General features: G+C 49.0%; 23 protein-coding genes. 11 read left to right on the top strand and 12 right to left on the bottom strand.

Annotated features, from left to right (window positions below):
* Positions 1–5: 5 nt before the first annotated feature.
* The 3 genes from nlpI (at position 6) to ACL9RG_RS12135 (ending at position 2,987) form a co-directional block, all read left to right on the top strand.
* On the top strand, positions 6–890 hold the full coding sequence (gene nlpI / locus ACL9RG_RS12145) for a lipoprotein NlpI (protein ID WP_422792879.1): 885 nt from the start codon (positions 6–8) through the stop codon (positions 888–890).
* 116 nt (positions 891–1,006) lie between these two features.
* A complete protein-coding gene (gene yrbN / locus ACL9RG_RS12140; RefSeq protein WP_096335046.1) occupies positions 1,007–1,087 on the top strand; it encodes a protein YrbN in 81 nt (26 codons plus the stop codon).
* Positions 1,077–2,987 carry a DEAD/DEAH family ATP-dependent RNA helicase gene (locus ACL9RG_RS12135; protein WP_422792878.1) on the top strand — a complete coding sequence of 637 codons (1,911 nt, stop codon included), beginning with the start codon at positions 1,077–1,079 and terminating at the stop codon, positions 2,985–2,987. The genes yrbN and ACL9RG_RS12135 overlap by 11 nt, the downstream gene beginning before the upstream one ends.
* 95 nt (positions 2,988–3,082) lie before the next feature.
* Here ACL9RG_RS12135 and ACL9RG_RS12130 read toward each other — a convergent pair whose 3' ends face one another.
* Entirely contained in the window at positions 3,083–4,108 is a 1,026-nt protein-coding gene (locus ACL9RG_RS12130) for a luciferase-like monooxygenase (RefSeq protein WP_422792877.1), read from the bottom strand.
* Between the two features lie 360 nt (positions 4,109–4,468).
* On the opposite strand from ACL9RG_RS12130, the gene ACL9RG_RS12125 reads away from it, so the two are divergent.
* Genes ACL9RG_RS12125 through ACL9RG_RS12115 form a run of 3 tightly spaced genes read left to right on the top strand, consistent with a single transcriptional unit; the run spans position 4,469 to position 7,760 of the window.
* On the top strand, positions 4,469–5,440 hold the full coding sequence (locus ACL9RG_RS12125) for an HlyD family secretion protein (protein ID WP_422792876.1): 972 nt from the start codon (positions 4,469–4,471) through the stop codon (positions 5,438–5,440).
* Positions 5,440–6,594: an ABC transporter permease gene (locus ACL9RG_RS12120; RefSeq protein ID WP_422792875.1), complete on the top strand. Its 1,155-nt coding sequence runs from the start codon at positions 5,440–5,442 to the stop codon at positions 6,592–6,594. The genes ACL9RG_RS12125 and ACL9RG_RS12120 overlap by 1 nt, the downstream gene beginning before the upstream one ends.
* Positions 6,591–7,760: an ABC transporter permease gene (locus ACL9RG_RS12115; RefSeq protein WP_422792874.1), complete on the top strand. Its 1,170-nt coding sequence runs from the start codon at positions 6,591–6,593 to the stop codon at positions 7,758–7,760. Before ACL9RG_RS12120 ends, ACL9RG_RS12115 begins: the two co-directional genes overlap by 4 nt.
* Positions 7,761–7,813: 53 nt before the next feature.
* On the opposite strand, the gene ACL9RG_RS12110 is transcribed toward ACL9RG_RS12115, so the two are convergent.
* Together ACL9RG_RS12110 and ubiU are read right to left on the bottom strand one after the other, a co-directional pair.
* Positions 7,814–8,692, bottom strand: a complete 879-nt coding sequence (locus tag ACL9RG_RS12110) for a U32 family peptidase (protein WP_422792873.1) — start codon at positions 8,690–8,692, stop codon at positions 7,814–7,816.
* A 19-nt stretch (positions 8,693–8,711) separates the two neighbouring features.
* The gene (gene ubiU, locus ACL9RG_RS12105; protein ID WP_422792872.1) at positions 8,712–9,707 is read right to left on the bottom strand and encodes a ubiquinone anaerobic biosynthesis protein UbiU; all 996 of its coding nucleotides are present in this window, start codon (positions 9,705–9,707) and stop codon (positions 8,712–8,714) included.
* 358 nt (positions 9,708–10,065) lie between these two features.
* Between ubiU and ubiT the strand changes: the two genes are divergently transcribed.
* The 4 genes from ubiT (at position 10,066) to ACL9RG_RS12085 (ending at position 13,569) form a co-directional block, all read left to right on the top strand.
* Positions 10,066–10,605, top strand: a complete 540-nt coding sequence (ubiT, locus tag ACL9RG_RS12100; protein ID WP_422792871.1) for a ubiquinone anaerobic biosynthesis accessory factor UbiT — start codon at positions 10,066–10,068, stop codon at positions 10,603–10,605.
* Positions 10,599–11,102, top strand: a complete 504-nt coding sequence (locus tag ACL9RG_RS12095) for a GNAT family N-acetyltransferase (RefSeq protein ID WP_422792870.1) — start codon at positions 10,599–10,601, stop codon at positions 11,100–11,102. Before ubiT ends, ACL9RG_RS12095 begins: the two co-directional genes overlap by 7 nt.
* Positions 11,103–11,188: 86 nt before the next feature.
* Entirely contained in the window at positions 11,189–11,692 is a 504-nt protein-coding gene (locus ACL9RG_RS12090; protein WP_422792869.1) for a DUF1543 domain-containing protein, read from the top strand.
* A 515-nt stretch (positions 11,693–12,207) separates the two neighbouring features.
* A complete protein-coding gene (locus tag ACL9RG_RS12085; RefSeq protein WP_422792868.1) occupies positions 12,208–13,569 on the top strand; it encodes a carbohydrate porin in 1,362 nt (453 codons plus the stop codon).
* Between the two features lie 53 nt (positions 13,570–13,622).
* On the opposite strand, the gene ACL9RG_RS12080 is transcribed toward ACL9RG_RS12085, so the two are convergent.
* Entirely contained in the window at positions 13,623–13,958 is a 336-nt protein-coding gene (locus ACL9RG_RS12080) for a GIY-YIG nuclease family protein (RefSeq protein ID WP_422792867.1), read from the bottom strand.
* A gap of 126 nt (positions 13,959–14,084) precedes the next feature.
* On the opposite strand from ACL9RG_RS12080, the gene ACL9RG_RS12075 reads away from it, so the two are divergent.
* Positions 14,085–14,522 carry a YhbP family protein gene (locus ACL9RG_RS12075; RefSeq protein ID WP_422792865.1) on the top strand — a complete coding sequence of 146 codons (438 nt, stop codon included), beginning with the start codon at positions 14,085–14,087 and terminating at the stop codon, positions 14,520–14,522.
* A 441-nt stretch (positions 14,523–14,963) separates the two neighbouring features.
* On the opposite strand, the gene phnP is transcribed toward ACL9RG_RS12075, so the two are convergent.
* The 8 genes from phnP to phnH all read right to left on the bottom strand — a co-directional run bounded on the left by phnP (position 14,964) and on the right by phnH (position 21,583).
* A complete protein-coding gene (gene phnP, locus ACL9RG_RS12070) occupies positions 14,964–15,731 on the bottom strand; it encodes a phosphonate metabolism protein PhnP (protein WP_422792864.1) in 768 nt (255 codons plus the stop codon).
* A complete protein-coding gene (phnN, locus tag ACL9RG_RS12065; RefSeq protein WP_422792863.1) occupies positions 15,722–16,300 on the bottom strand; it encodes a ribose 1,5-bisphosphokinase in 579 nt (192 codons plus the stop codon). The genes phnP and phnN overlap by 10 nt, the downstream gene beginning before the upstream one ends.
* Complete coding sequence (phnM, locus tag ACL9RG_RS12060) at positions 16,300–17,436, bottom strand: alpha-D-ribose 1-methylphosphonate 5-triphosphate diphosphatase (RefSeq protein ID WP_422792862.1); 1,137 nt, start codon at positions 17,434–17,436, stop codon at positions 16,300–16,302. The genes phnN and phnM overlap by 1 nt, the downstream gene beginning before the upstream one ends.
* A complete protein-coding gene (gene phnL / locus ACL9RG_RS12055) occupies positions 17,433–18,143 on the bottom strand; it encodes a phosphonate C-P lyase system protein PhnL (protein ID WP_422792861.1) in 711 nt (236 codons plus the stop codon). Before phnL ends, phnM begins: the two co-directional genes overlap by 4 nt.
* Before the next feature lie 87 nt (positions 18,144–18,230).
* The gene (phnK, locus tag ACL9RG_RS12050) at positions 18,231–19,019 is read right to left on the bottom strand and encodes a phosphonate C-P lyase system protein PhnK (RefSeq protein ID WP_422792860.1); all 789 of its coding nucleotides are present in this window, start codon (positions 19,017–19,019) and stop codon (positions 18,231–18,233) included.
* Complete coding sequence (locus ACL9RG_RS12045) at positions 19,016–19,918, bottom strand: alpha-D-ribose 1-methylphosphonate 5-phosphate C-P-lyase PhnJ (protein ID WP_422792859.1); 903 nt, start codon at positions 19,916–19,918, stop codon at positions 19,016–19,018. The genes phnK and ACL9RG_RS12045 overlap by 4 nt, the downstream gene beginning before the upstream one ends.
* Positions 19,908–21,002 (bottom strand): carbon-phosphorus lyase complex subunit PhnI, encoded by a 1,095-nt coding sequence (locus tag ACL9RG_RS12040; protein ID WP_422792858.1) that lies wholly within the window; start codon positions 21,000–21,002, stop codon positions 19,908–19,910. Before ACL9RG_RS12040 ends, ACL9RG_RS12045 begins: the two co-directional genes overlap by 11 nt.
* Entirely contained in the window at positions 21,002–21,583 is a 582-nt protein-coding gene (gene phnH / locus ACL9RG_RS12035; RefSeq protein WP_422792857.1) for a phosphonate C-P lyase system protein PhnH, read from the bottom strand. The genes ACL9RG_RS12040 and phnH overlap by 1 nt, the downstream gene beginning before the upstream one ends.
* Position 21,584 lies beyond the last annotated feature (1 nt).

Below are 21,584 nucleotides of genomic sequence, written 5' to 3'. Positions count from 1 at the left end.
TTGAAATGAAGCCTTTCTTGCGCTGTTGTTATATTGCGACAACACTTTTGTTGGCAGGATGCAGCAACCATGATTGGCGTAAAGACGAGGTCTTGGCAATTCCGCTGCAACCTACTTTGCAGCAGGAAGTGATCTTGGCGCGTATGGAACAGATACTTGCCAGTCGATCATTAACAGATGATGAGAGAGCACAGCTATTATATGAGCGCGGTGTGCTGTATGATAGTCTCGGGCTAAGAGCACTAGCGCGAAATGATTTTTCACAAGCGCTGTCTATTCGTCCTGATATGCCAGAAGTTTTTAACTACCTGGGTATTTACCTAACGCAGGCAGGCAATTTTGATGCTGCCTATGAAGCGTTTGATTCTGTACTAGAGCTTGATCCAACTTACAACTACGCGCGTTTAAACCGAGGTATCGCTCTGTATTATGGCGGCCGATACTCATTAGCGCAGGATGATCTGCAGGCGTTTTATCGAGACGATCCAAATGATCCCTTCCGTTCGTTATGGCTTTATCTTGTGGAGCGAGAAATCAATCCTAAGAATGCCGAAGTAGCGCTCCAGCAGCGTTATGACAAAGCGACCAGAGGGCAATGGGGATGGAATATCGTCGAATTCTACTTGGGCAAAATCAGCGAATCTACGTTGATGGAACGCCTCAAGGCGGAAGCTACGGATAACACTTCGCTCGCTGAGCATCTCAGTGAAACTGACTTCTATTTAGGTAAGCATTACCTAAGTCTGGGGGACAAGAACAGCGCTTCTGCACTGTTCAAACTGACGGTAGCTAACAACGTTCACAACTTTGTTGAGCACCGCTATGCATTGTTGGAATTGGCGCTTTTGGGCCACGAGCAAGATGACCTATCAGAATCGGACCAGCAATAGCTGACGAAACCAATCAGCCTGATTAACTGTGGTGCTATGCCATTTTTAATCGCCTTAACGGGCGAGGGTTGCTTTGTTCGTTTTATAATCTAATTTGAGCCGGTTCACACTTTTCAATGAAAATGACTGAAAATTTTCTCGACGAGTTATGTAGACTGGCTGCCATTATTAATGAGGCACGTGTACATGACTACTGAGTTTGAAACCTCTTTTGCTGACCTGGGGCTGTCCGCTCCTATCATTTCCGCCCTGACTGATTTGGGCTACGAAAAACCATCACCGATCCAAGCTGAATGTATTCCGCACCTGTTAAATGGTCGCGATGTTCTGGGCATGGCGCAGACCGGTAGTGGTAAAACTGCAGCATTCTCGCTGCCACTGTTGCACAACATTGATGCTTCCCTGAAAGCACCACAAATTCTTGTTTTGGCTCCGACCCGCGAACTGGCGGTTCAGGTTGCTGAAGCAATGACCGATTTCTCTAAACACATGCATGGCGTGAATGTGGTTGCTCTGTACGGCGGCCAGCGTTATGACGTCCAACTGCGCGCATTGCGTCAGGGACCACAAGTTGTTGTAGGTACTCCAGGCCGTCTGCTGGACCACCTGAAGCGCGGTACTTTGAACCTCTCTAACTTGAGCGGCCTGGTACTGGACGAAGCCGATGAAATGCTGCGTATGGGCTTCATCGAAGACGTTGAAACCATCATGGCGCAGATCCCGGCTGAACATCAGACCGCGCTGTTCTCTGCAACTATGCCAGAAGCGATTCGTCGTATTACACGTCGTTTCATGAAAGATCCACAGGAAGTTCGCATCCAGTCAAGCGTGACTAACCGTCCAGACATCAGCCAGAGCTACTGGTCTGTTTACGGCGCACGCAAAAACGAAGCACTGGTACGTTTCCTGGAAGCGGAAGATTTTGATGCAGCTATCATCTTCGTTCGTACCAAAAATGCCACGCTGGAAGTTGCCGAAACGCTTGAGCGTAGTGGTTACAGCAGCGCAGCACTGAATGGTGATATGAACCAGGCACTGCGTGAGCAGACTCTGGAACGTCTGAAAGATGGCCGTTTGGATATTCTGATTGCAACCGACGTAGCCGCTCGTGGTCTTGACGTTGAACGTATCAGCTTGGTTGTAAACTACGATATCCCAATGGATTCAGAGTCTTACGTCCACCGTATCGGTCGTACCGGTCGTGCGGGTCGTGCTGGCCGTGCTTTGCTGTTCGTTGAGAACCGCGAACGTCGCCTGCTGCGTAACATCGAACGCACCATGAAGCTGACCATTCCAGAAGTTGAATTGCCAAATGCAGAGATCTTGGGTCAACGTCGTTTGGCTAAGTTTGCAGCGAAAGTTCAGCAACAACTGGAAAGTAGCGATCTGGACTTGTACCGCGGCCTGTTGGCTAAGTTGCAACCAGAAGAAGAGTTAGAAATCGAAACTCTGGCTGCTGCATTGCTGAAAATGGCTCAAGGTGAGCGTCCGCTGATCGTTCCTGCTGATCCGGTATTCAAAAGCCGTCCACCGCGTCGTGAGTTCGAAGATCGTGCTGACCGTGGCGATCGCGGCGACCGTCGTCCATCTCGTGATGGCGATCGTCCTGCGCGTGATGGCGATCGTCCACGTCGTGAGCGTCGTGATGCTGGCGAAATGGAACTCTACCGCATTGAAGTGGGCCGTGATGATGGCGTTGAAGTTCGTCACATCGTTGGTGCTATCGCTAACGAAGGCGACATCAGCAGCCGTTACATTGGTAACATCAAGCTGTTCGCTGGACACTCAACCATTGAGTTGCCAAAAGGTATGCCGGGCGAGATCCTGTCTCACTTCACCCGTACTCGTATCTTGAACAAGCCGATGAACATGCAACTGATGGGTGATGCACAGCCTCAGTCAGCACGTCGTGAACGCCCAGCTGGCGGCGGTGAACGTCGTGGCAACGGTGCTCCACGTTCTTTCAGCGGTGAACGTCGTGAAGGTGGTGCGGGTCGCGGTCGTCCTTTCAACGGTGAACGCCGTGAAGGTGGCAACTCAGCTGCAGGTGAGCGTCGTCCACCGAGCCGTGCGCCGCGTCGTACTACTGACGCATAATCCCTCTGTGGCCATAAAGGCTATTGAGAGATAATACGCGAAAAGAAAAAACCAGCCGTAAGGCTGGTTTTTTTATGTCTATGATTTGGCGAACATTAGCCTAGGCGTGTTTCTTTTATCAAATCGCCTTGTAATTGCGAGACAATTTCAAAAGAGTGCAGACGAGCCTGGCGATCAAAAATTTGACCATTAATCATCAGCTCATCAGCGTCAGTTTCACGAAGCACGGTTTGTAAGCCCTGGCGTACAGTCTCTTTATTACCCACGACCGACATCCTTAGCGCTTGATCGACGCCAAAGCGCTCCTGTGCTGACCACAGGCTTTCGATATTATCCACCGGTGCCGGCAATTTCCCCGGTTTGCCACGGCGCAGATTAATAAATTGCTGTTGATTTGAGGTAAACATCCGCTGTGCCTCTTCATTACTATCAGCAGCAATGACATTGATACATACCATCGCGTGAGGTGCTTGTAATTGAGCAGAAGGTTGGAATTTACTGCGATAAATCGATAGGGCCTGATAAAGCATATCAGGAGCAAAGTGCGAAGCGAACGCAAAAGGCAAACCCAGTGCTGCTGCGAGCTGGGCGCTATAAAGACTAGAACCTAGCAACCAAATCGGCACGTGTAAACCTTGTCCTGGGACGGCCTGTACCGCTTGGTCGGGTTGCACATCTGCAAAATAGTGCTGTAATTCTTGTACATCGCGCGGGAAATTATCTACTTCGCCTGAAAGATGACGACGCAAAGCGATCATGGTTCTCTGATCGGTTCCCGGCGCGCGGCCAAGTCCCAAATCAATACGATTGGGATAGAGTGTCGCCAAAGTGCCAAACTGTTCAGCGATAACCAACGGGGAATGGTTGGGTAACATGACGCCACCTGAACCGAGGCGAATATGTTTGGTGCCAGCGGCGATAAAACCAATAAGTACCGATGTTGCCGCGCTGGCGATACCGGTCATATTGTGATGTTCAGCTAACCAATAGCGCTGGTATCCCCATTTTTCGGCGTTTTGCGCTAGCTCAAGGGAAGACTGAAAAGCTTGTTTCGGCGTAGCGCCCTGCGGGACAGGGGCTAAATCGAGGACCGAAAGAGGAACCGTTATTTTCTCAGACATAAGATAAGCTCACCATTTGTTGATTTAAGCAGCAAAAGTAGCAAGTCTGCTAATTATGACGTTGAGTATTGCTTATTTCATGTATTTTTAATACTCCATTTACTTTTAAGGGTTTTATGGCCTGTGATATGTGGCCTGTCCGATAAAAGAAAGGGATTGCTTGATTAAAAAAGTGATTTCATGTCAAACATATTCAATGTGTTTACAGTTATGATTGCTCACTTGATCGTCTGGAAACACCAATGGATTGCTGTGCATGCCTCCTTATTGCAAGTGGTAGGTATGAGAAGGATACCTTCTGGCTGCCGTTGAATATTTTGGGTTTACTATTTGAATTAGCAGGTAAAAGGTAACGATTGAATGAGCAAAAGAGTGTTATTTACCCTGCTGCTGGTAGCAATATTGGTTGCATTGGCAGTACTGTTTCGCGCAAGTAATCAGGACTTGTTGCTACAAGGTGAAGTAGACGCGCCAGAGGTCATTGTCGCTTCAAAAGCGAAAGGGCGCGTCATTGAACGTCAGGCAAGGCGTGGTGATGATGTGAAAGCCGGCCAACTGCTGATGACTCTGGATAGCCCTGAACTGATGGCACAGCTTCGATCCGCACAGGCTGCTCGCGATCAGGCCAAATCCCAATTAGCGCTCTCCTTGAATGGCACGCGTGAAGAAAGTATTCGCAATTTGCGTGCGACTGTCGCGCAGGCTCAGGCCGCTTACGTAAATGCTCGCGACCAATACAACCGCAATGCGCGCGTTGCCGCTAAAGGTTATGTGTCGGCCTCTGACCTCGAATCTTCGTTGAAAACACGCGATAGCACCTATCAACAATTGATGGCTGCAAAAGCAAACTTGGAAGAGGGCATCAACGGCGATCGTTTTGAACAACGTGATATTTATGCTGCTCAATTACGTGCTGCTGAAGAGAACCTTCTGGTTATCAAAGCACAAACCGACGATCTGCAAGTTAGAGCACCGGTTGATGGTGAAGTCGGGCCAATTCCTGCCGAAGTGGGTGAGCTGGAATCCGCCAATAGTCCGCTCATTACGTTGATCCGTTTGCCGCAGGCCTATTTCGTCTTCAATTTGCGTGAAGATATCTTGGCTAAAGTTCGTAAGGGCGACAAAGTGACGATACGGGTGCCGGGTTTAGGCAACCAAAGAATTGAAGCTGAAGTTCGTTATATTGCACCATTAGGTGACTACGCGACTAAACGTGCGACGCGTGCGACCGGGGATTTTGACCTGAAAACCTTCGAGGTTCGATTATATCCTGCAGAACCGGTACCCGGGCTGCGCCAAGGGATGAGCGCGCTTTGGCAGTGGAAACACTAATGAATGGGCATAGAATAAGAGCCGGCTGGCGCGCTTTCAGTCGATCATTTAGTCGCGAGACTGCTTCTTCATTTCGGCGGCCAGTTATTCACTGGCTATGCTGGTGTTTTCCATTACTGCTATTTACGCTAATCGCCAGTAATTTCTCGGAAGGCACCTTGCTCGATCTGCCTGTCTCGGTAGTGGACAATGACAATAGCACGATGTCAAAAGCATTGGTGCGCCACTTGGATGCAGGTTCACATGCCAAAGTGCAGGCGTATGATGGTGGCTTGCAACAAGCGCTAAATCGGCTCAGAAGCGGGGATGATTATTCGCTGTTGTATATCCCACCGAAATTTGAAGCTGATGTGTTGGCGGGGCGTCAGCCGAGTGCTGTACTTTATTATAATGCGTTGTTCTACGGCGCAGGGTTCTATTCCACCCAAGATTTTAGCGGTGTGATGACAGATCTTAATAGCAGCTATCGTAGTTTTATTGCCGCCGCTATTGGTAAACCAGCTCCAACGCTTGCCAACGTTCAACTCAATTACGACAGCCTCTTTAATGCCAGCGGCAGTTATATTTACTTCCAGCAGTTTGCGGCAACTATCCATATGTTGCAGCTGTTCACCGTCACTTGCATGATTTATGTGATGGCTCGCAGTCAATCATTGCTTGGTTCTCAGTCGTTCACCTTGGCATTGCTCGGTAAGCTTGCACCCTATACGCTGTGCTTTACCACGCTATTGATGGTAGAAATTGCCTTATTGGTATGGGTATTTGATGCGCGAGTGAGCGGCAACCCAATCTTTATGTTATTAATCGCATTTTTCTATGTCATGGCGGCGCAGAGTATTGGTATTTTGCTCTTCACCTTCACCGGGACGACGATCAATGCTTATACCCTGATGGGGATTTTTGTCAGTCTGGCCTTCACCTTCTCCGGTACCTCGGTTCCTGAGCTCTCAATGCCGCTGTTTGCCAGAATTATTGCTGAAATAGAACCACTTACTCACGCGCTTGCCGCTATGTTTGATGTGTTCTTACGACAAGTTCCGGTTAGCCATATTATTAGCGTATGCGCGCTTTTACTGGTTTATCCTTTTATTACCGGCATTTTGGTTCATAAACGCCTCTACCTGAGATTGAAGAAACAGGAGGCGGGAAAATGACTCGTCGCGAATGGCTAACAATTTACCGACAGACCTTTCTCAAAACGCTGACTGGCTTACTCGATAAGCCAATGTGGCTCATGCTGTTGCTATCGTTGTGTCTGATGAGCACAGTCTATCTGAATCATTCGGTTTGGGATCTTCCTGTTGGTGTTGTCGATCAGGATCATAGCCATGCTAGTCGGCTGCTGATCCGCGATCTTGATTCAACGCCTAAAGCCAGTATGGTCAGCTATCAAAGTGTGCAGGAAGCGCGTAATGATCTGAATCTACGTAAACTTTTCGCTGTTCTTGTCGTACCGACCGATTTTGAGCAGAAAATGCTGGCAGGAAAATCGGTAGTAATCCCGATGTTTGGTGATGCGACTAACCGGCTTGCGAACGGACAGATTCAGATCAATATACAGAGTGCTTATCAAAGTATGGTAAGTAGTTACAATACAGAATTATTGCTGCAAAGTGGCTTTAGCCATCGCCAGGCGCAAGTATTATTAACCCCGATTGTGGGACAAACAATCGATCTGTTTAACCCTGGGACCAGTTTTGCTGCCATCGTATTTCCGGGGTTGCTCGTTATGCTATTGCAGCACTCCTTGCTGATTGCCAGCGTGCGAACCAATATTGCGGTAAACAGCGCGCCGAATGGCAAACCTGCGATACCGGTTGTGTTGGGGGCGCTATCGGCACTGATCCCTATTTGGTTATTCTTATCGATAGTGTTGTTTGTCCTATGGCCCTGGGTATTGGGATATCGACAAACAGCGACCATCGCTGAGATTTTACTATTGACCTTCCCTTTCTTATTGGCGGTATTAGGCTTAGGAAAATTAATTACCGAGTGTTTGCGCAGTGTTGAGATGATTTATCTGACGCTGGCTTTTATTACGACGCCGGTTTTTTATATCTCAGGGACTATTTGGCCGCGTCAGGCAATGCCCGACTGGGTGTGGTTAGTCTCCTCGGCCTTCCCGTCAACCTGGGCGACCAAAGCGATTGCTGGTGTTAACCAGATGGGACTGCCATTTAGCGAAGTCTGGGGGGATATTATTAAAATGCTGATTTTGGGCGTAGTTTATACGTTGCTTGGCATTGGTTTGGGCATTTTGCGTGATAGTGGGAAATTCAGGACATTGTTGCATAGAAAAAAACCGCTGAAGAATGACTAACAAATCAGGCTGGTGTGCCACACCAGCCTCTCTCTGCTAGCTAAAACTGATAGTCATCCAACTAACTCTAATCCTGCTAAACGTTTCCAGTAACCGTTACATTCGCTGTGGTTAGTTAACGCCAGCGGTCGTTGGCCCTTTTCATTGGCGCGAAATGCCTCTAGCTGCTCTAGTGTTTCAATACCTTGTGGTGAGAGGCGAACGATATCAACAAGTCCGTCCATCGAAGCCAGTTCATTACCCAGGTTATAACAATAGCCACTTTGCGTCTGGATCCCGTTGAGAACAAACACTTGTTGGTCTTCTTGAGTTAACACTTTTCTACCTTGTGGATACTGAATACAGCAGGTTTCACACTCATCCTTACCACGATTTTCGGCACGGGCGGTAAAGCAGCGAGCGGAGTAGGCCAGCGGTAAATGGCCGTAGGATAATACTTCGATTTCAAACTTATCGCGGATGCCCAGCTCCTGGCATTGATTGAGTAGATTAGTCAGCCAGTCACGCGAGAGCTCTACCGGCATGCACCAGCGGATCATACCTTGCTGTTGCAGAATTTTCAGGGCGACGGCGTTATAGCAATTAAGCGCGTGACCAGCGACAAAAGGTAAATTACGTTCTGCGGCCATATTTACCGCCCCCAGGTCGTTGGCTTCTAGCAAAAATTCGCCATTTTCAACGTAACGTTTCAACTCGTTAAGTTCCGAAGGGGCTTGCAGCAAGGCCAGTGTTGATATGACAACCTGCTTACCCTGCCCGGCAAGCTGGCGGGCAAGATGAAGCCAATCATTTACTTTCATTTCCCGTCGTTTGGCACAAACCGTTTCCCCCAGGTAAATGATGTCAGCACTACTGTGGCTGGCTGCTTCATAAAAGGCTTCTACTTCATTTTGAGGCCAATAATATAAAACCGCACCTAATGAATACTTCATGATGTTCCTCGTCTTATATCTATTGCCATTCGCGGTGATAAGCGCCCAGCGTAGTTTGTGAACCTTCAGATAAGGCCCCCAAGGTTTGCATCCAATTGGCCTCGACGGTGAAATGCTGCGGATTGGCTAAATAGCTGTCGATTGCTGTACGCCAAACCCGTGTAACCTGGCTGACATAAGCCGGACTGCGCTGACGGCCTTCAATTTTTACCGAGGCTATATTGGCAGCGAACAGTTCTGGCAGCAGCTCGAGAGTATTGAGGCTAGTGGGCTCTTCTAGCGCGTGATAGAGATGGCCATCAACCTGATAGCGGCCTTTGCACAAGGTTGGATAGCCAGCGTTTTCACCTTCGTCATAGCAATCAATCAATACGTCATTAAGTCGGGAATTCATTCCCTGTGGCGTTTGTTGCCAGCGAACAAAACGAGCGGGCGAGCAAGCGCCTGATGTATTTGGCGATTCGCCAGTGAGATAGGAGGAAAGATAACAGCGCCCCTCGGCCATGATACACAAACTACCGAAAGCAAAGACCTCGAGTGGAACACAACTGCTGCGTGAAAGCTGGCGTACCTGATGTATAGAAAGTACTCGAGGAATAACGACACGTGCGACGTCAAAATGTTGTTTATAAAAATGGATAGCTTGTTCATTAGTCGCCGAGGCTTGCACCGAAACATGGCGTTCAACGGAAGGATAACGTCTTGCCGCGTAATCCAGCATCGCCAGATCCGCCAGAATTAGTGCGTCTGCGCCTAATCCAACGGCGACATCAACCGCTCGTTCCCAACGAGAAAAACCATCGGGATGAGCGAAAGTATTGATAGCGATATGCAATTTACGGCGATGCTGATGGACGTAATTTGCCGCTTCATTAAGCTTTTTCTCGGTAAAATTCAGGCCAGCAAAATGGCGGGCGTTGGTGTCATCTTTCAGGCCGATATAGACAGCGTCAGCACCGCTATCGATTGCTGCCTTTAATGCAGGCAGATTACCTGCCGGGCAAAGAAGCTCCATCTTTTTTTCCTGTGAAAATCGATAAATTGACCGATTCGTATAAAGAAAATTTATGCACTCTAGGGCAAAATCCCATACAAGCGTCATGGCGAGGCGGCTATTTTAAGTAAGGTTTCTGCACAATATTTTGATTTGGGGCAGTTTATGCTGTGTTGTACCAAGGACGTTCAATCAGAAGGTTGTACACGTAGGAATTCTGGTGCACTATTTTTATTGCCCGACTCTTTGGCCTTAGCGTGAGGCTATGGATGTCAGCGTAAATAGAGAAAGTTGATGACTACAAGCTGCTGTGAATTAATGTGAAGACCATAATATCTGTCGCTTGTGGAGTATCTGTTAACTGAAGGAGCAGCCCCCTATGTTGCAAAAACTACGTGCCCAGTTGGTACATCAGGCCCCATCGCTATTAAAAGTCCCTTTGGGGTTTACCCCTTTTGCACTAAAGCGTCGGGTTATTGAACAGGTACTGAGTTGGCAACTACAGCAGACGCTGGCTGATGGCGAGTTAGATTTTCTTGAGAATCGCTGGTTGCGTATTAACGTTGGCGATTTGGGTTTGCAGTGGCAGATGAGTGTTGTCCAAGGCAAGCTATGCGTACGTGAGCAGGGGACTGCGGATGTTACCTTTACGGCTGATGCGAATGATCTTATCTTGATTGCTGCCCGTAAAGAGGATCCCGATACGTTATTCTTCCAGCGCCGTTTGCGCATAGAAGGAGATACTGAATTAGGTTTATATGTAAAAAATCTAATGGATGCTCTTGAACTGGAAAGTATGCCGTTATTATTACGTACAGGTTTATTACGTTTGGCTGATTTCGTAGAAGCCGGGCGACTTGCTCCAACCGGAGTATCAGAGAATGAGGGGATATCCTCCTCAATGAGGCAATCATGTTAATCAGGGTTGAAATTCCTGTTGATGCTGCTGGCATCGATAGTTTGCTACGCCAAAGTTTTGGCCGTGATGATGAGGCTGACTTAGTTCAGCAATTACGTGAAGACGGCTTACTGACTCTAGGTATTGTCGCAACGGACGATGAAGGTGGCGTAGTCGGTTATGCGGCATTTACTCCGGTTTATGTTCAAGGAGAAGACCGCCAGTGGGTTGCGTTAGCGCCAATAGCCGTAGAAGCTTCTCTGCGTCGCCAGGGGCTGGCAGAGAAATTAATTTACGAGGGTTTGGATTCGCTAAACGAATTTGGCTATGCCGCTGTTGTGGTTTTGGGTTCTCCGAGCTATTACGGACGTTTAGGGTTCAAATCTGCGATATCGCAACAGTTGCATTGTCGCTGGCCCGATTCACAAACCTCTTTCCAATATTATTTACTCGATCCGATGGCGCTGTCTGATGTCAGCGGGCTGGTGGAATATTCGCCACCATTCGAACGCCTGTAGAGGTTGCAGTAAAACGAGGGGAAACTCTTGATTTTTTGCCGTGCGGCCATGCTGATAACCATAGTGACGAATGAATTGGTAAGTTTATGAATTTGTATATTTTTTATGTTGGAGGTAATGCGGGAAAATCGAATATTGAAGTTCATGATATTCAGTTTGCCGCCGTGAATAAGCCAGAAGAGGCGATCCCTTTATTAAGAGCGGCCTGGTTTGGTGATAAAGACAAAATTCACCTTGATGGATATGCCAATATCAAATGGGCCGATGGCTACGATATTACTCTTTCAAAACAACCTTATACTGGTAGTAAACGTCTATATTTCGTCAATGCAGGTGGTTACAGGCCAGACACCTTAGCCGAATTACATGAATTTGATCTCTTTGTCGCTGGCGATGTAAAAGAGGCCAAAGCTAAAGGACTCAGTGCTCTTCTCAATGGCGTTGATCATCAACATAAAGACAATCTTAAGGACGTAGATGATTGTCTATTGCTTGAAAAAATGGGTGAATTTTATATCCATTTGCAAGAGAATCCACATGGGCAACCTTATACTCCAGAATGGCAAGGGTATATGCCGATTGGTGAGTAAATACAACGTTGTTTTATAGAGTTTCGTTTTCAATGAAAAACAGGGTAAGGGATATTTCTTTCTTACCCTGAGTTACTGGTTTAATTTAGCGGATTACATATTTATTCTGTCATTCTATTTTTATTTTCAGCGTTACTTTTTAACTTTTATAAAGTTAATCATCCAGACCGTTATATCCGCTTATAAATGGAACAAGTAATAAGTCGAGTTATTATCAACTGCTTTATTAAAGTTTTGTCAGTTGTGTGTAAATAATCGTATGTTTCTCCAGTGAGACGGTGTCTTGTTAACTATAGTGAATTTTTCATTCCATACAGTGATAATAAACTTAGTATAACAATTTTGATTTATTTTAAACAAAAAATGCGATTATCTCGAAGGGTTAAAATATTATTTAATTTATTTTCGCTGGTTTAATTTTTTAGTGTTAAATAATCCAATCTAGGTCACAGTTTAGCATGCTAAGTATAATAATATTGCTGCTACTGAACTTTTGATTATTTAAGGAATCTAACGTGGCCAGCCAAATCCCGTTCCGTTTTAAAAAACTTAGCCTTGCTTGTTCACTTGGACTGCTGTTTGCCACTGGGAGTAGTTTTGCTGCTTCGACAGCCGAGCCATTCTCAATGGATTCTCCTTATATGCTTGGAGATTGGGGCGGTGCGAGAACTAATTGGAAGCAAGAAGGTGTTGATTTCCAAATTAACTATACAGGTGAAGCGGCAAGTAATTTTGCTGGCGGCCATCGCACATCAACTACCGCTCGTTATGCCGATCAATGGGGTTTTGGGGTCAATCTAGACTTAGATAAGCTACTGAACTGGAGCGATACAGAATTCCAATTCACCGTCACTAACCGTAATGGCCGTAACCTGAACAATGATGTCACTGGCGATCCGCGTGTGGGCACGCTCTCGTCTTCACAAGAAGTCTGGGGCCGTGGGCAAACCACGCGTCTGACCCAATTGTGGTTACGCCAGGGCTATTTCAACGATGCGCTGGACATTAAATTGGGTCGTGTGACCGTGGGTGAAGATTTCGACTCACTGAACAGCAACTTTGAAAACCTGACCATGGGCAGCGGTGCTGCGGGTAACTGGCGCGGCGATCGTTGGTACAACTGGCCTGTCTCTCAATGGGGTGGCCGTATCAAGTTGAACTTCACACCTGAAATTTATACCCAGGTGGGGATCTACAATCAAAACCCTAAAAACTACGATAGCGGTAATGGTTTCCGTTTAGATACCAAAGGAACGGTTGGTAACCTGGTACCGGTAGAGATTGGCTGGTTGCCGAAATTGGGCGCAGAAAAATTACCGGGCAAATACAAAATTGGTGCCTATTACAGCTCAACTAACGGCGACGTTTATCATACTTCTTATATCGACAGCAACGGCGCTCAGCAATATGGCGATACTGCGCACGCTTACGGTGGCTATCTGTTGGCACAACAGCAGATTACGTCCGTCAATGGCGATGCCAGCCGTGGTTTGACGCTGACTGTTCAAGGCGTGATGAATGACAAGAAAACGTCGAAAACTGATAACTTCCAGTCTATTGCCTTCACTTATGTCGGGCTCTTTGATGCGCGTCCGCAGGATGAAATTGGTTTCGGCGTAGGTCGTATTCATGTTAACAGTGATTTTTCACAAACCCAGCGTCAACAAAACGATGCTAACGGCGTGAATAGCTACAATAACCCAACTTATTTGCCGGTGCAGCACGGTTCAGAATATGACTATGAACTTTACTACGGCATCAAAGCGACAAACTGGCTGACAGTTCGTCCAAACCTGCAATATATTTCTGCACCAGGTGCAGTGAGCCAGGTTAAAGATGCCTTTATTGGCGGCGTAATGGTTAACGTTTCACTATAATGTATTAACTAATAACATTATTAAGTAATAATAAGGGGCGAAAAATCCGCCCCTTATTTATTGTTTTTTTTACTAATACTCTTTTCTATCATTTCAGCAAGATAGTTTTGCAAACAATCCGGTTTTGCAACGACCAATTTTTCTTTTTGTTTTTTCGCTAACTGCTTTACCTGCCATTCTAATTTCGATGCTAATGAGCGATCGCCAGCTACACAATAATAAACTAACGTGAGTTCACCTTTACCGCGCAATGACTTGGCCCCTTTACCTGATTGATGCTGTATTAATCGCCGCTCAACATCGGTGGTAATACCGGTATAAAGCATGTCGGACGATGTCCGCAACATATAAAGATACCAAGTAGTATTGAGTGCAAGGCTAGCTGTCATGCGATCGAGTCTCTAAGCAAATCTGCTGACGATTAATTCATAGCGCGAGTAATAAGTGAAGTAAAACATCGATATGATTACTCGCGGCACGTTACACTGGCAGGCAAGTGATGATAAGGAGCTACGATGAGCAACCCTGATGAATTAGCGCATATCAGCAAGTATTTGCGCAAGAATCATGTCCTGAGCCTGTGTGCTCAAGCCGATGGCGATATGTGGTGCGCCAGCTGTTTCTACGTCACAGATCCTGAAAACATGACGCTGTACCTGATGACCGAGCTTAAAACCCGTCACGGCGCGCTGATGCAGCAAAATCCACAGGTCGTCGGCACGATTTCAGCGCAGATTAAAAGCGTGGCGCTGATCAAAGGCATTCAATTTAGTGCGCAAGCGACAATCTTGCAGGGTGAAGACGAGCAGCGAGCCCGTCACCTCTACTGTAAACGCTTCCCGGTCGCCAAAGTAATGAAAGCCCCAATCTGGCAGCTTAGCCTCAGCGATATCAAAATGACCGATAACGTCCTGGGATTCGGCAAAAAAATCTTCTGGAGTCGCTCCCAGTAAAAAGCTGATCAAGTGATGAATCCGACCCTAACCAGCCTATTCACTCTTGCTTCGTTGACCTTGACCTAACTATTGACCTTGACCTAGCTGTTGACCTTGACCTAGCTGTTGGCCTTGACCTAGCCGTTGACCTTCAATAGCGCATCTTATCGGCCAAGCGAACGCATAAGGCCAGGGGAAATCGGTCATGGACGACCGATTTAGGTTGAGCCGGGCAGGACGCCCGTCTCAGCCGACCCGCCCGGCCGAAGCAGTAAGCGCGGGCAGTCGCGCAGCGACCCGATAAGCTAAGCGCAGGCGTTGGGTGCAGGGGCTTTCGCCGAAAAGCCCCTGCTGGGCGCGAGCGGTAACGTTGGCATATATCAGCTGAGTGAATAAGCGACCAAATCTACTCCGAGCAGCCATAAACGCCTTTAAATCATTGCCGCCGCCCCTTAGCCATCATAATGTAATCACCATATTATCCCGCGCCACGTCGACCCCTTTCGGTAAATGATTATCCATCAGCCAGGCATCCAGCAGGTGGCTGACGTGTGTCAGCAACGTCTGCTTAGGTACTAGCTGGCGATGAATCTCCAATGCTTGATGAATATCATTATGATTACGGTCAGGTTTACTACGCGGTGGATGACTGCAGTCGAGCACTAACAGATCAAGGCTCACGCTCTGCAAAAATGCCTTGCTGACATCGGGTAAACCCGCGGTATCGGTTAGATAGGCGAGAGAGACGCTTCTATCATGATGATCTGACGGATGTTGAATCAAATAGCCGTAAGTCACTTTGGAATGATTAAGCGGGATTGGCGTGACCAAAAGGGCACCGACTTGTTGCGGCACCAAAGCCTGGAATGGTGGTTGGAAATCTAATATCCCGGGGTGTTTGAACAGGTCATCACAGCCTTGGTTATCCGGTGGGCCGAAGACCGGAATGGTTTGACCCATCCCCCAACGTAGAGGAAATAGTCCCTGAACGTGATCCATATGATAATGTGTCAGCAAAAAACGTTGAATTTGCCCCGCACGAAATATCTCCGCTAACTGATGCAAACCGGCATCAATCAAGGTTAACTCTCCGTCATAGATTATCTGTGCACTGCAAGGCAGTCGGCGAAACTCTGGCTGCAACCGTGCGCGTTCACAGACCACACAATCACAACCAAAAACCGGCACCTGTTGCGCGCCGCCGCTACCGAGAAACGTCAATTGCATGAGGGCATTTCCCCTTCAATTATCGGCTGCATTGGGCAGATTAACGCCAGCAGTTCGGCCAGCGTATCTTGCAATGCTCCATCATTGGCCAGCAAATGGCAGTTAGCAGGCAACATGTGCTGATAATCCGCTGCACGTTGTAGGCGTGCGCTAATTTGCTCGCCGTTTTCTCGTCCTCGTTGTTGCAAGCGTTTCTCCAGTACCGAGGGTGAAACATGCAAACAGATCGGCAGCAGGCGCTCGCCGTAACGTTGCTGTGCTTGCTGCAAATACTCTCGCGAGCCGTTAGCGATAACGTTCAACCCTTGCTGCATCCACAAATCAATCTCAATACCTAGCGCGTAGTGGGTTTGATGTGCGTCCCAATGCAGTGCAAACAAACCCAACTCACGGCGTTTTTGATACTCCTCGACGCTCAGCGCAACATGGTTCTCAGACCCGGCGCTAGCCGGGCGAGTAATATAGCGATGGGCGACGATAAAACCCGGCGGCTGTTGGTCACGAAGCGCGTCCAGCAGGCTATCTTTGCCTGAGCCGGAAGGCCCCACCAGATAGAGTAATCGGCTCATTAAAATACCTGCTTTCCTTGGCGCCACACGTTGTGTACGTAGTGATGGCCTTGATGCGCACGCGCCAGCACTAAGTCCGCACGTTTGCCTTCGGCAATCACACCCCGGTCTTGCAAGCTCAATGCCGTTGCTGGGTTACGCGTCACCAGCGCTACGGCTTGTGACAGGCCAAAGGCGTTGCTTTCGTCCAGTGCAATACGGAACACGGCATCTATCAAGCTGGCGGGATAATAGTCAGAAGACAGAATATCCAGCAGGCCTAAAGAGGCGAGATGCTGTGCCGCTACGTTACCGGAATGCGAGCCACCACGGATAATATTTGGCGCTCCCATCAATACTTGCAGCCCTTGCTGATGAGAAGCGTATGCTGCTTCCTCGGTAGTCGGGAACTCAGCGATCACGCTGCCTAGTGCTTTAGACTCGGCTACGTGGGCAGCGGTTGCATCATCATGGCTAGCGAGCGCAATGCCCAGACGGTTGCAATGCTCAGCAATCGCCATGCGGTTTGGCTTGGCCCAGCGCAGAGAATTAGCTATTTGTGATTCCTGGAAAGCTTCCATCTCATCGTCATTGAGACGGTATTTGCCTTGATAATATTCGCGGTATTTTTCTGGCGTCGAGAATTGGCGCTGACCAGGTGAGTGATCCATTAACGAGACCAGCCCCAATTCTGGGATGTTCATAAACTCTTCAAACAATGGCAATGTTGACTCATGCGGCAGCTCGCAACGCAGGTGCAAACGGTGTTCAGCGCGATTGAGACCCGCTTGCTCGCTATTGCGTACTGCGCCAATCATTTTTTGCAGGTTATCTAAGCGGTGCCCACCATCGCGCACATCGCCTACGGCGATAGCATCAAGCACGGTGGTAATACCGCTAGCCACCATCAACGCATCGTGGCTGCTCATTGCGGAGTAGGCAGGCCAGTCAACCTTAGGGCGCGGGGTAAAGAATTTATCCAGGTTATCGGTATGTAGCTCGATAAAACCCGGCATTAACCAACCGCCTTCGCCATTAATCGCTTCTGGCAACTGACTATTCGTATCGGCAAAGGCGCTGATCACGCCATTTTTTACTGCTAATGATCCCTCAACGACTTCGTTTTCCAACACCAGTTTAACGTTATTGATAATCATGGTTGAACCTCGGCAGAGACTGACGCTGGCGTCATGGTATAGAGCCTGTCGGCAACTTGGTCGCGGACATCTTCGTCGTGGAAAATACCGACAATAGCGGCACCGCGTTGTTTGGCTTGTTGAATCAGGGTAACGACGGCTGCGCGGTTGGTGGCGTCCAGCGAAGCGGTCGGTTCATCGAGCAGTAAAATCGGGTAATCGACAATAAATCCACGGGCAATATTCACGCGCTGTTGTTCACCGCCAGAGAAGGTTGACGGTGCCAGATGCCAGAGGCGTTGTGGCACATTCAGATGGGTCAATAAGGTGCTGGCGCGCTCTTCACACTCGGCTTTATCTACGCCCAACTCCAGCAAGGGCTGCATCACCAGATTCAATGCACTGATACGAGGGATCACCCGCAAGAACTGGCTGACCCAGCCTAAACTGTGGCGACGCACGGCCAAAATTTGGCGCGCTTCGGCCGCGACCAGCTCGACCATCTCACCTTGGTGACCGACCCAAATCTGGCCGCTATCTGGCAGGTAATTACCATAAAGCGAGCGTAACAGCGTCGATTTCCCACTGCCTGAATGGCCGTGTAACACCACGCATTCACCGGCATTTACCTCTAAACATGCGTCGGTAAACACCGGCAGACGAATACCTTGCTGATTATGTAATACGAAGGTCTTACTGAGATTCTCAACCCTAAGCCTGGTTGTCATAGTCTGATCACTCTTATATTTGGCTATTTGTAAGCGATTACCTTGGCAATCACTTATCCGCTGGCATTGCTCACGGCGGTGCTGAAATTACGACAGCACCGACGACACTAATAACTGGGTGTAAGGGTGATGCGGATCGTCGAGCACACGGTCAGTTAATCCGCTTTCCACCACCTGACCTTGTTTCATCACCAGCAATCGGTTAGCTAGCAGGCGGGCAACGCCCAAATCATGGGTAACAATGACCACGGCCAGTTGCATTTCCACCACCAGAGTGCGCAGCAAATCCAGCAGACGTGCCTGAACAGAAACGTCCAATCCACCGGTTGGTTCATCCATAAATACCAAGCGTGGGTGCGTCACTAAATTGCGGGCAATTTGCAGACGTTGCTGCATGCCACCAGAAAACGTCGTTGGCAGGTCATCCAGACGATTAACCGGGATCTCGACATCTTCCAGCCATTTCGTTGCTTGTTGGCGGATATTGGCGTAATTACGTTCACCAATTGCCATCAAGCGTTCGCCGATATTACCGCCTGCGGAAACCTGCGGACGTAAACCGTCCATTGGATGCTGATGCACTACGCCCCAATCGGTACGCAGCAGACGACGGCGATCGCTTTCCGACATGTCATACAGTGATTGCGCTGCCTGATTGCCGTTGTGATAAATCACCTTCCCAGCTTGCGGTGCCAAGCGTGCAGAGATCGATTGCAGTAGCGTGGTTTTACCTGAGCCAGATTCACCGACGATCCCCAGCACTTCGCCTGGATAAAGCTGGAAAGAGACATCCATAAAGCCTTTGCCCGGCGCGTACAGATGGGTCAGATTATCGACTGACAGCAGTGGCGTTTGCGCCTGAGTCTGAGAGTTCATCGTGAAGTCGCCTCATCGGAAGGGGCCGTGGATGCTGCACTTTGCAGCGCAAGTTGTTCGGCGCAATAGTCGGTGTCGGAGCAGACAAACATATGGTTGCCGACATCATCGAGCACCACTTCGTCTAAATAACTGTGTTTAGAACCACAGATGGCGCAAGGTTCATCCCATTGCTGCACGGTGAAAGGGTGATCCTCGAAATCTAGGCTCTCAACTTTAGTAAACGGTGGCAGCGCATAAATACGCTTTTCACGACCGGCACCAAAGAGTTGCAACGCCGCCATCTGGTTCATTTTCGGGTTATCGAATTTTGGGATAGGTGAGGGATCCATCACGTAGCGATCGTTTACCTTGACCGGATAAGCATAAGTCGTCGCGATATGGCCAAACCGCGCGATATCTTCATACAACTTCACTTGCATCACACCGTACTCTTCCAGCGCGTGCATCTTGCGGGTTTCGGTTTCTCGTGGCTCGATAAAGCGCAGCGGCTCAGGGATCGGCACTTGGAAGATAAGAATCTGATCTTCTTGCAACGGTGCTTCTGGAATACGGTGACGCGTTTGGATAAGCGTGGCTTCTTTGGTACGTTCTGTCACTTCTACGCCGGCAACACGTTGGAAGAACTTGCGGATAGACACGGCGTTAGTGGTGTCATCGGCCCCTTGGTCGATCACTTTCAACACGTCCTGTTGACCAATCAGGCTGGCAGTGAGCTGAATACCGCCGGTTCCCCAACCGTAAGGCATTGGCATTTCGCGCCCGGCAAAAGGCACTTGGTAACCGGGGATCGCCACCGCTTTGAGAATGCCGCGGCGGATCATGCGTTTGGTCTGTTCATCCAGATAGCCGTGGTTATATCCTTCGGCGACAGAGGCATCTTGCTGTTTACTTTTCATTGCTCAGATCCTGATTTAGAGAGTCATCACGCTGCTGGCGCAGGCGTTTTAGCAGCTCCAGCTCGGCCTGGAAATCAACGTAATGCGGCAATTTGAGGTGCGAAACGAAACCAGCGGCTTCCACGTTGTCAGCGTGTGACAACACAAACTCTTCATCCTGTGCCGGGCTGGTGACACGTTCCTGATATTCACGGGTTTGTAGCGAGCGATCGACCAGCGACATCGACATTGCTTTGCGCTCGGCGCGACCGAACACCAAACCATAGCCGCGGGTAAAGTGCGGTGGCCTGTCTTCTGGCGCTACGAAGCCATTAACCATTTCGCATTCAGTCAGCAAAATCTCACCAATATCGATGCTAAAACCCAACTCTTCCGGCACGATTTCCACCGTTACCCAACCGGTGCGGATTTCGCCGGCAAACGGGTGGTTACGGCCATAACCGCGTTGGGTGGAATAGGCTAATGACAACAAGAAACCTTCGTCGCCGCGTACCAACTGTTGCAAACGGGCGGCGCGAGATGCTGGGTAGACGGGCGGCGTGCGCGTCACGTCTTCTGGTTCGCTGCCGTCATCTTGCTCTTCAATAGAAAGTTGCTGATTAGCAAGCAGGTCAAACACGTGGCCACACTCTTCCGGCATCGCTTCATTAGCGATAGGCGCGACCGGTGTTTTACCTTCAGCGAGCAGCGTGAAGTCCAGCAAACGATGGGTGTAATCGTAAGTCGGGCCTAATACCTGGCCGCCCGGTAAATCTTTATAGATGGCGGAAATACGGCGTTCTAAACGCATCTTGGCGGTATTGAGCGGCTGACTAGTAGCCAGACGAGGCAAAGTGGTGCGATAGGCACGCAGCATGAAAATCGCCTCGACCATATCACCGCTGGCTTGTTTGATGGCCAGTGCGGCGAGCTGGCGGTCATAAATACCACCTTCACTCATCACACGATCGACGGCCAGTCCAAGCTGTTGTTCAATTTGGTCACATTCGACTTCAGTAATGGCGGTATCGCCCCGGCGTTGATGCGCCAGAAGTTCATGGGCAGCGTCAATCGCCTTTTCGCCCCCTTTAACGGCTACGTACATCAGCAAACCTCCACGTGGGTGGTGCGCGGCAGGGCGATCAACTGCTCACCGCAGGTAAACATAAAGTCCAGACCCAACGGGAAACGGTGCGGACGATTGAGCAGATATTCACGCACGGCATCAGGTAATACTGGGCTGATAACGCGAGTAGATTCGATGCCAGGGCCATGCAGACGCAGCGGTTGCCCACCGGTCAAGGCCTCAACCTGTACGATGACGCTGGTTGCCAGTTCTGGAGACATCTCATCACCACAAGGGAAGGCCAGCAGCGTGCTGCTATCCAGCGATCCTTCGGCCAGCGCAAAACTCACTTCGCGAGGATCATTGGTCAGTACGGCTCCAGTGTGAAAACGTAGGTTGTGACGTAGCACTTCATCGTCCAACACCGGGCTTATCCACAGCGGAGTGTCTTGGTCGATCAGGGTCAGTAACACGCAGGTGCTGGCTGGGCACAGAGCGCCAAAGCTTTGTACAGCAGGCAGTTCTACGTTTACGCCTGGTTCGCTTAATGCTTTAAGAATGCGGCGGAAGCTATATTGCGCATCGGCAACGGGGTGTTTAAAACTGGCAACGAGCGACATG

It is taken from the genome of Rouxiella sp. Mn2063 (assembly GCF_049319665.1).
In the GTDB taxonomy this organism is placed as follows: Bacteria; Pseudomonadota; Gammaproteobacteria; order Enterobacterales; family Enterobacteriaceae; genus JBMOUD01.
The sequence above is the reverse complement of the archived record's forward strand: the minus strand, read 5'-3'. Positions and strand labels throughout refer to the sequence as shown.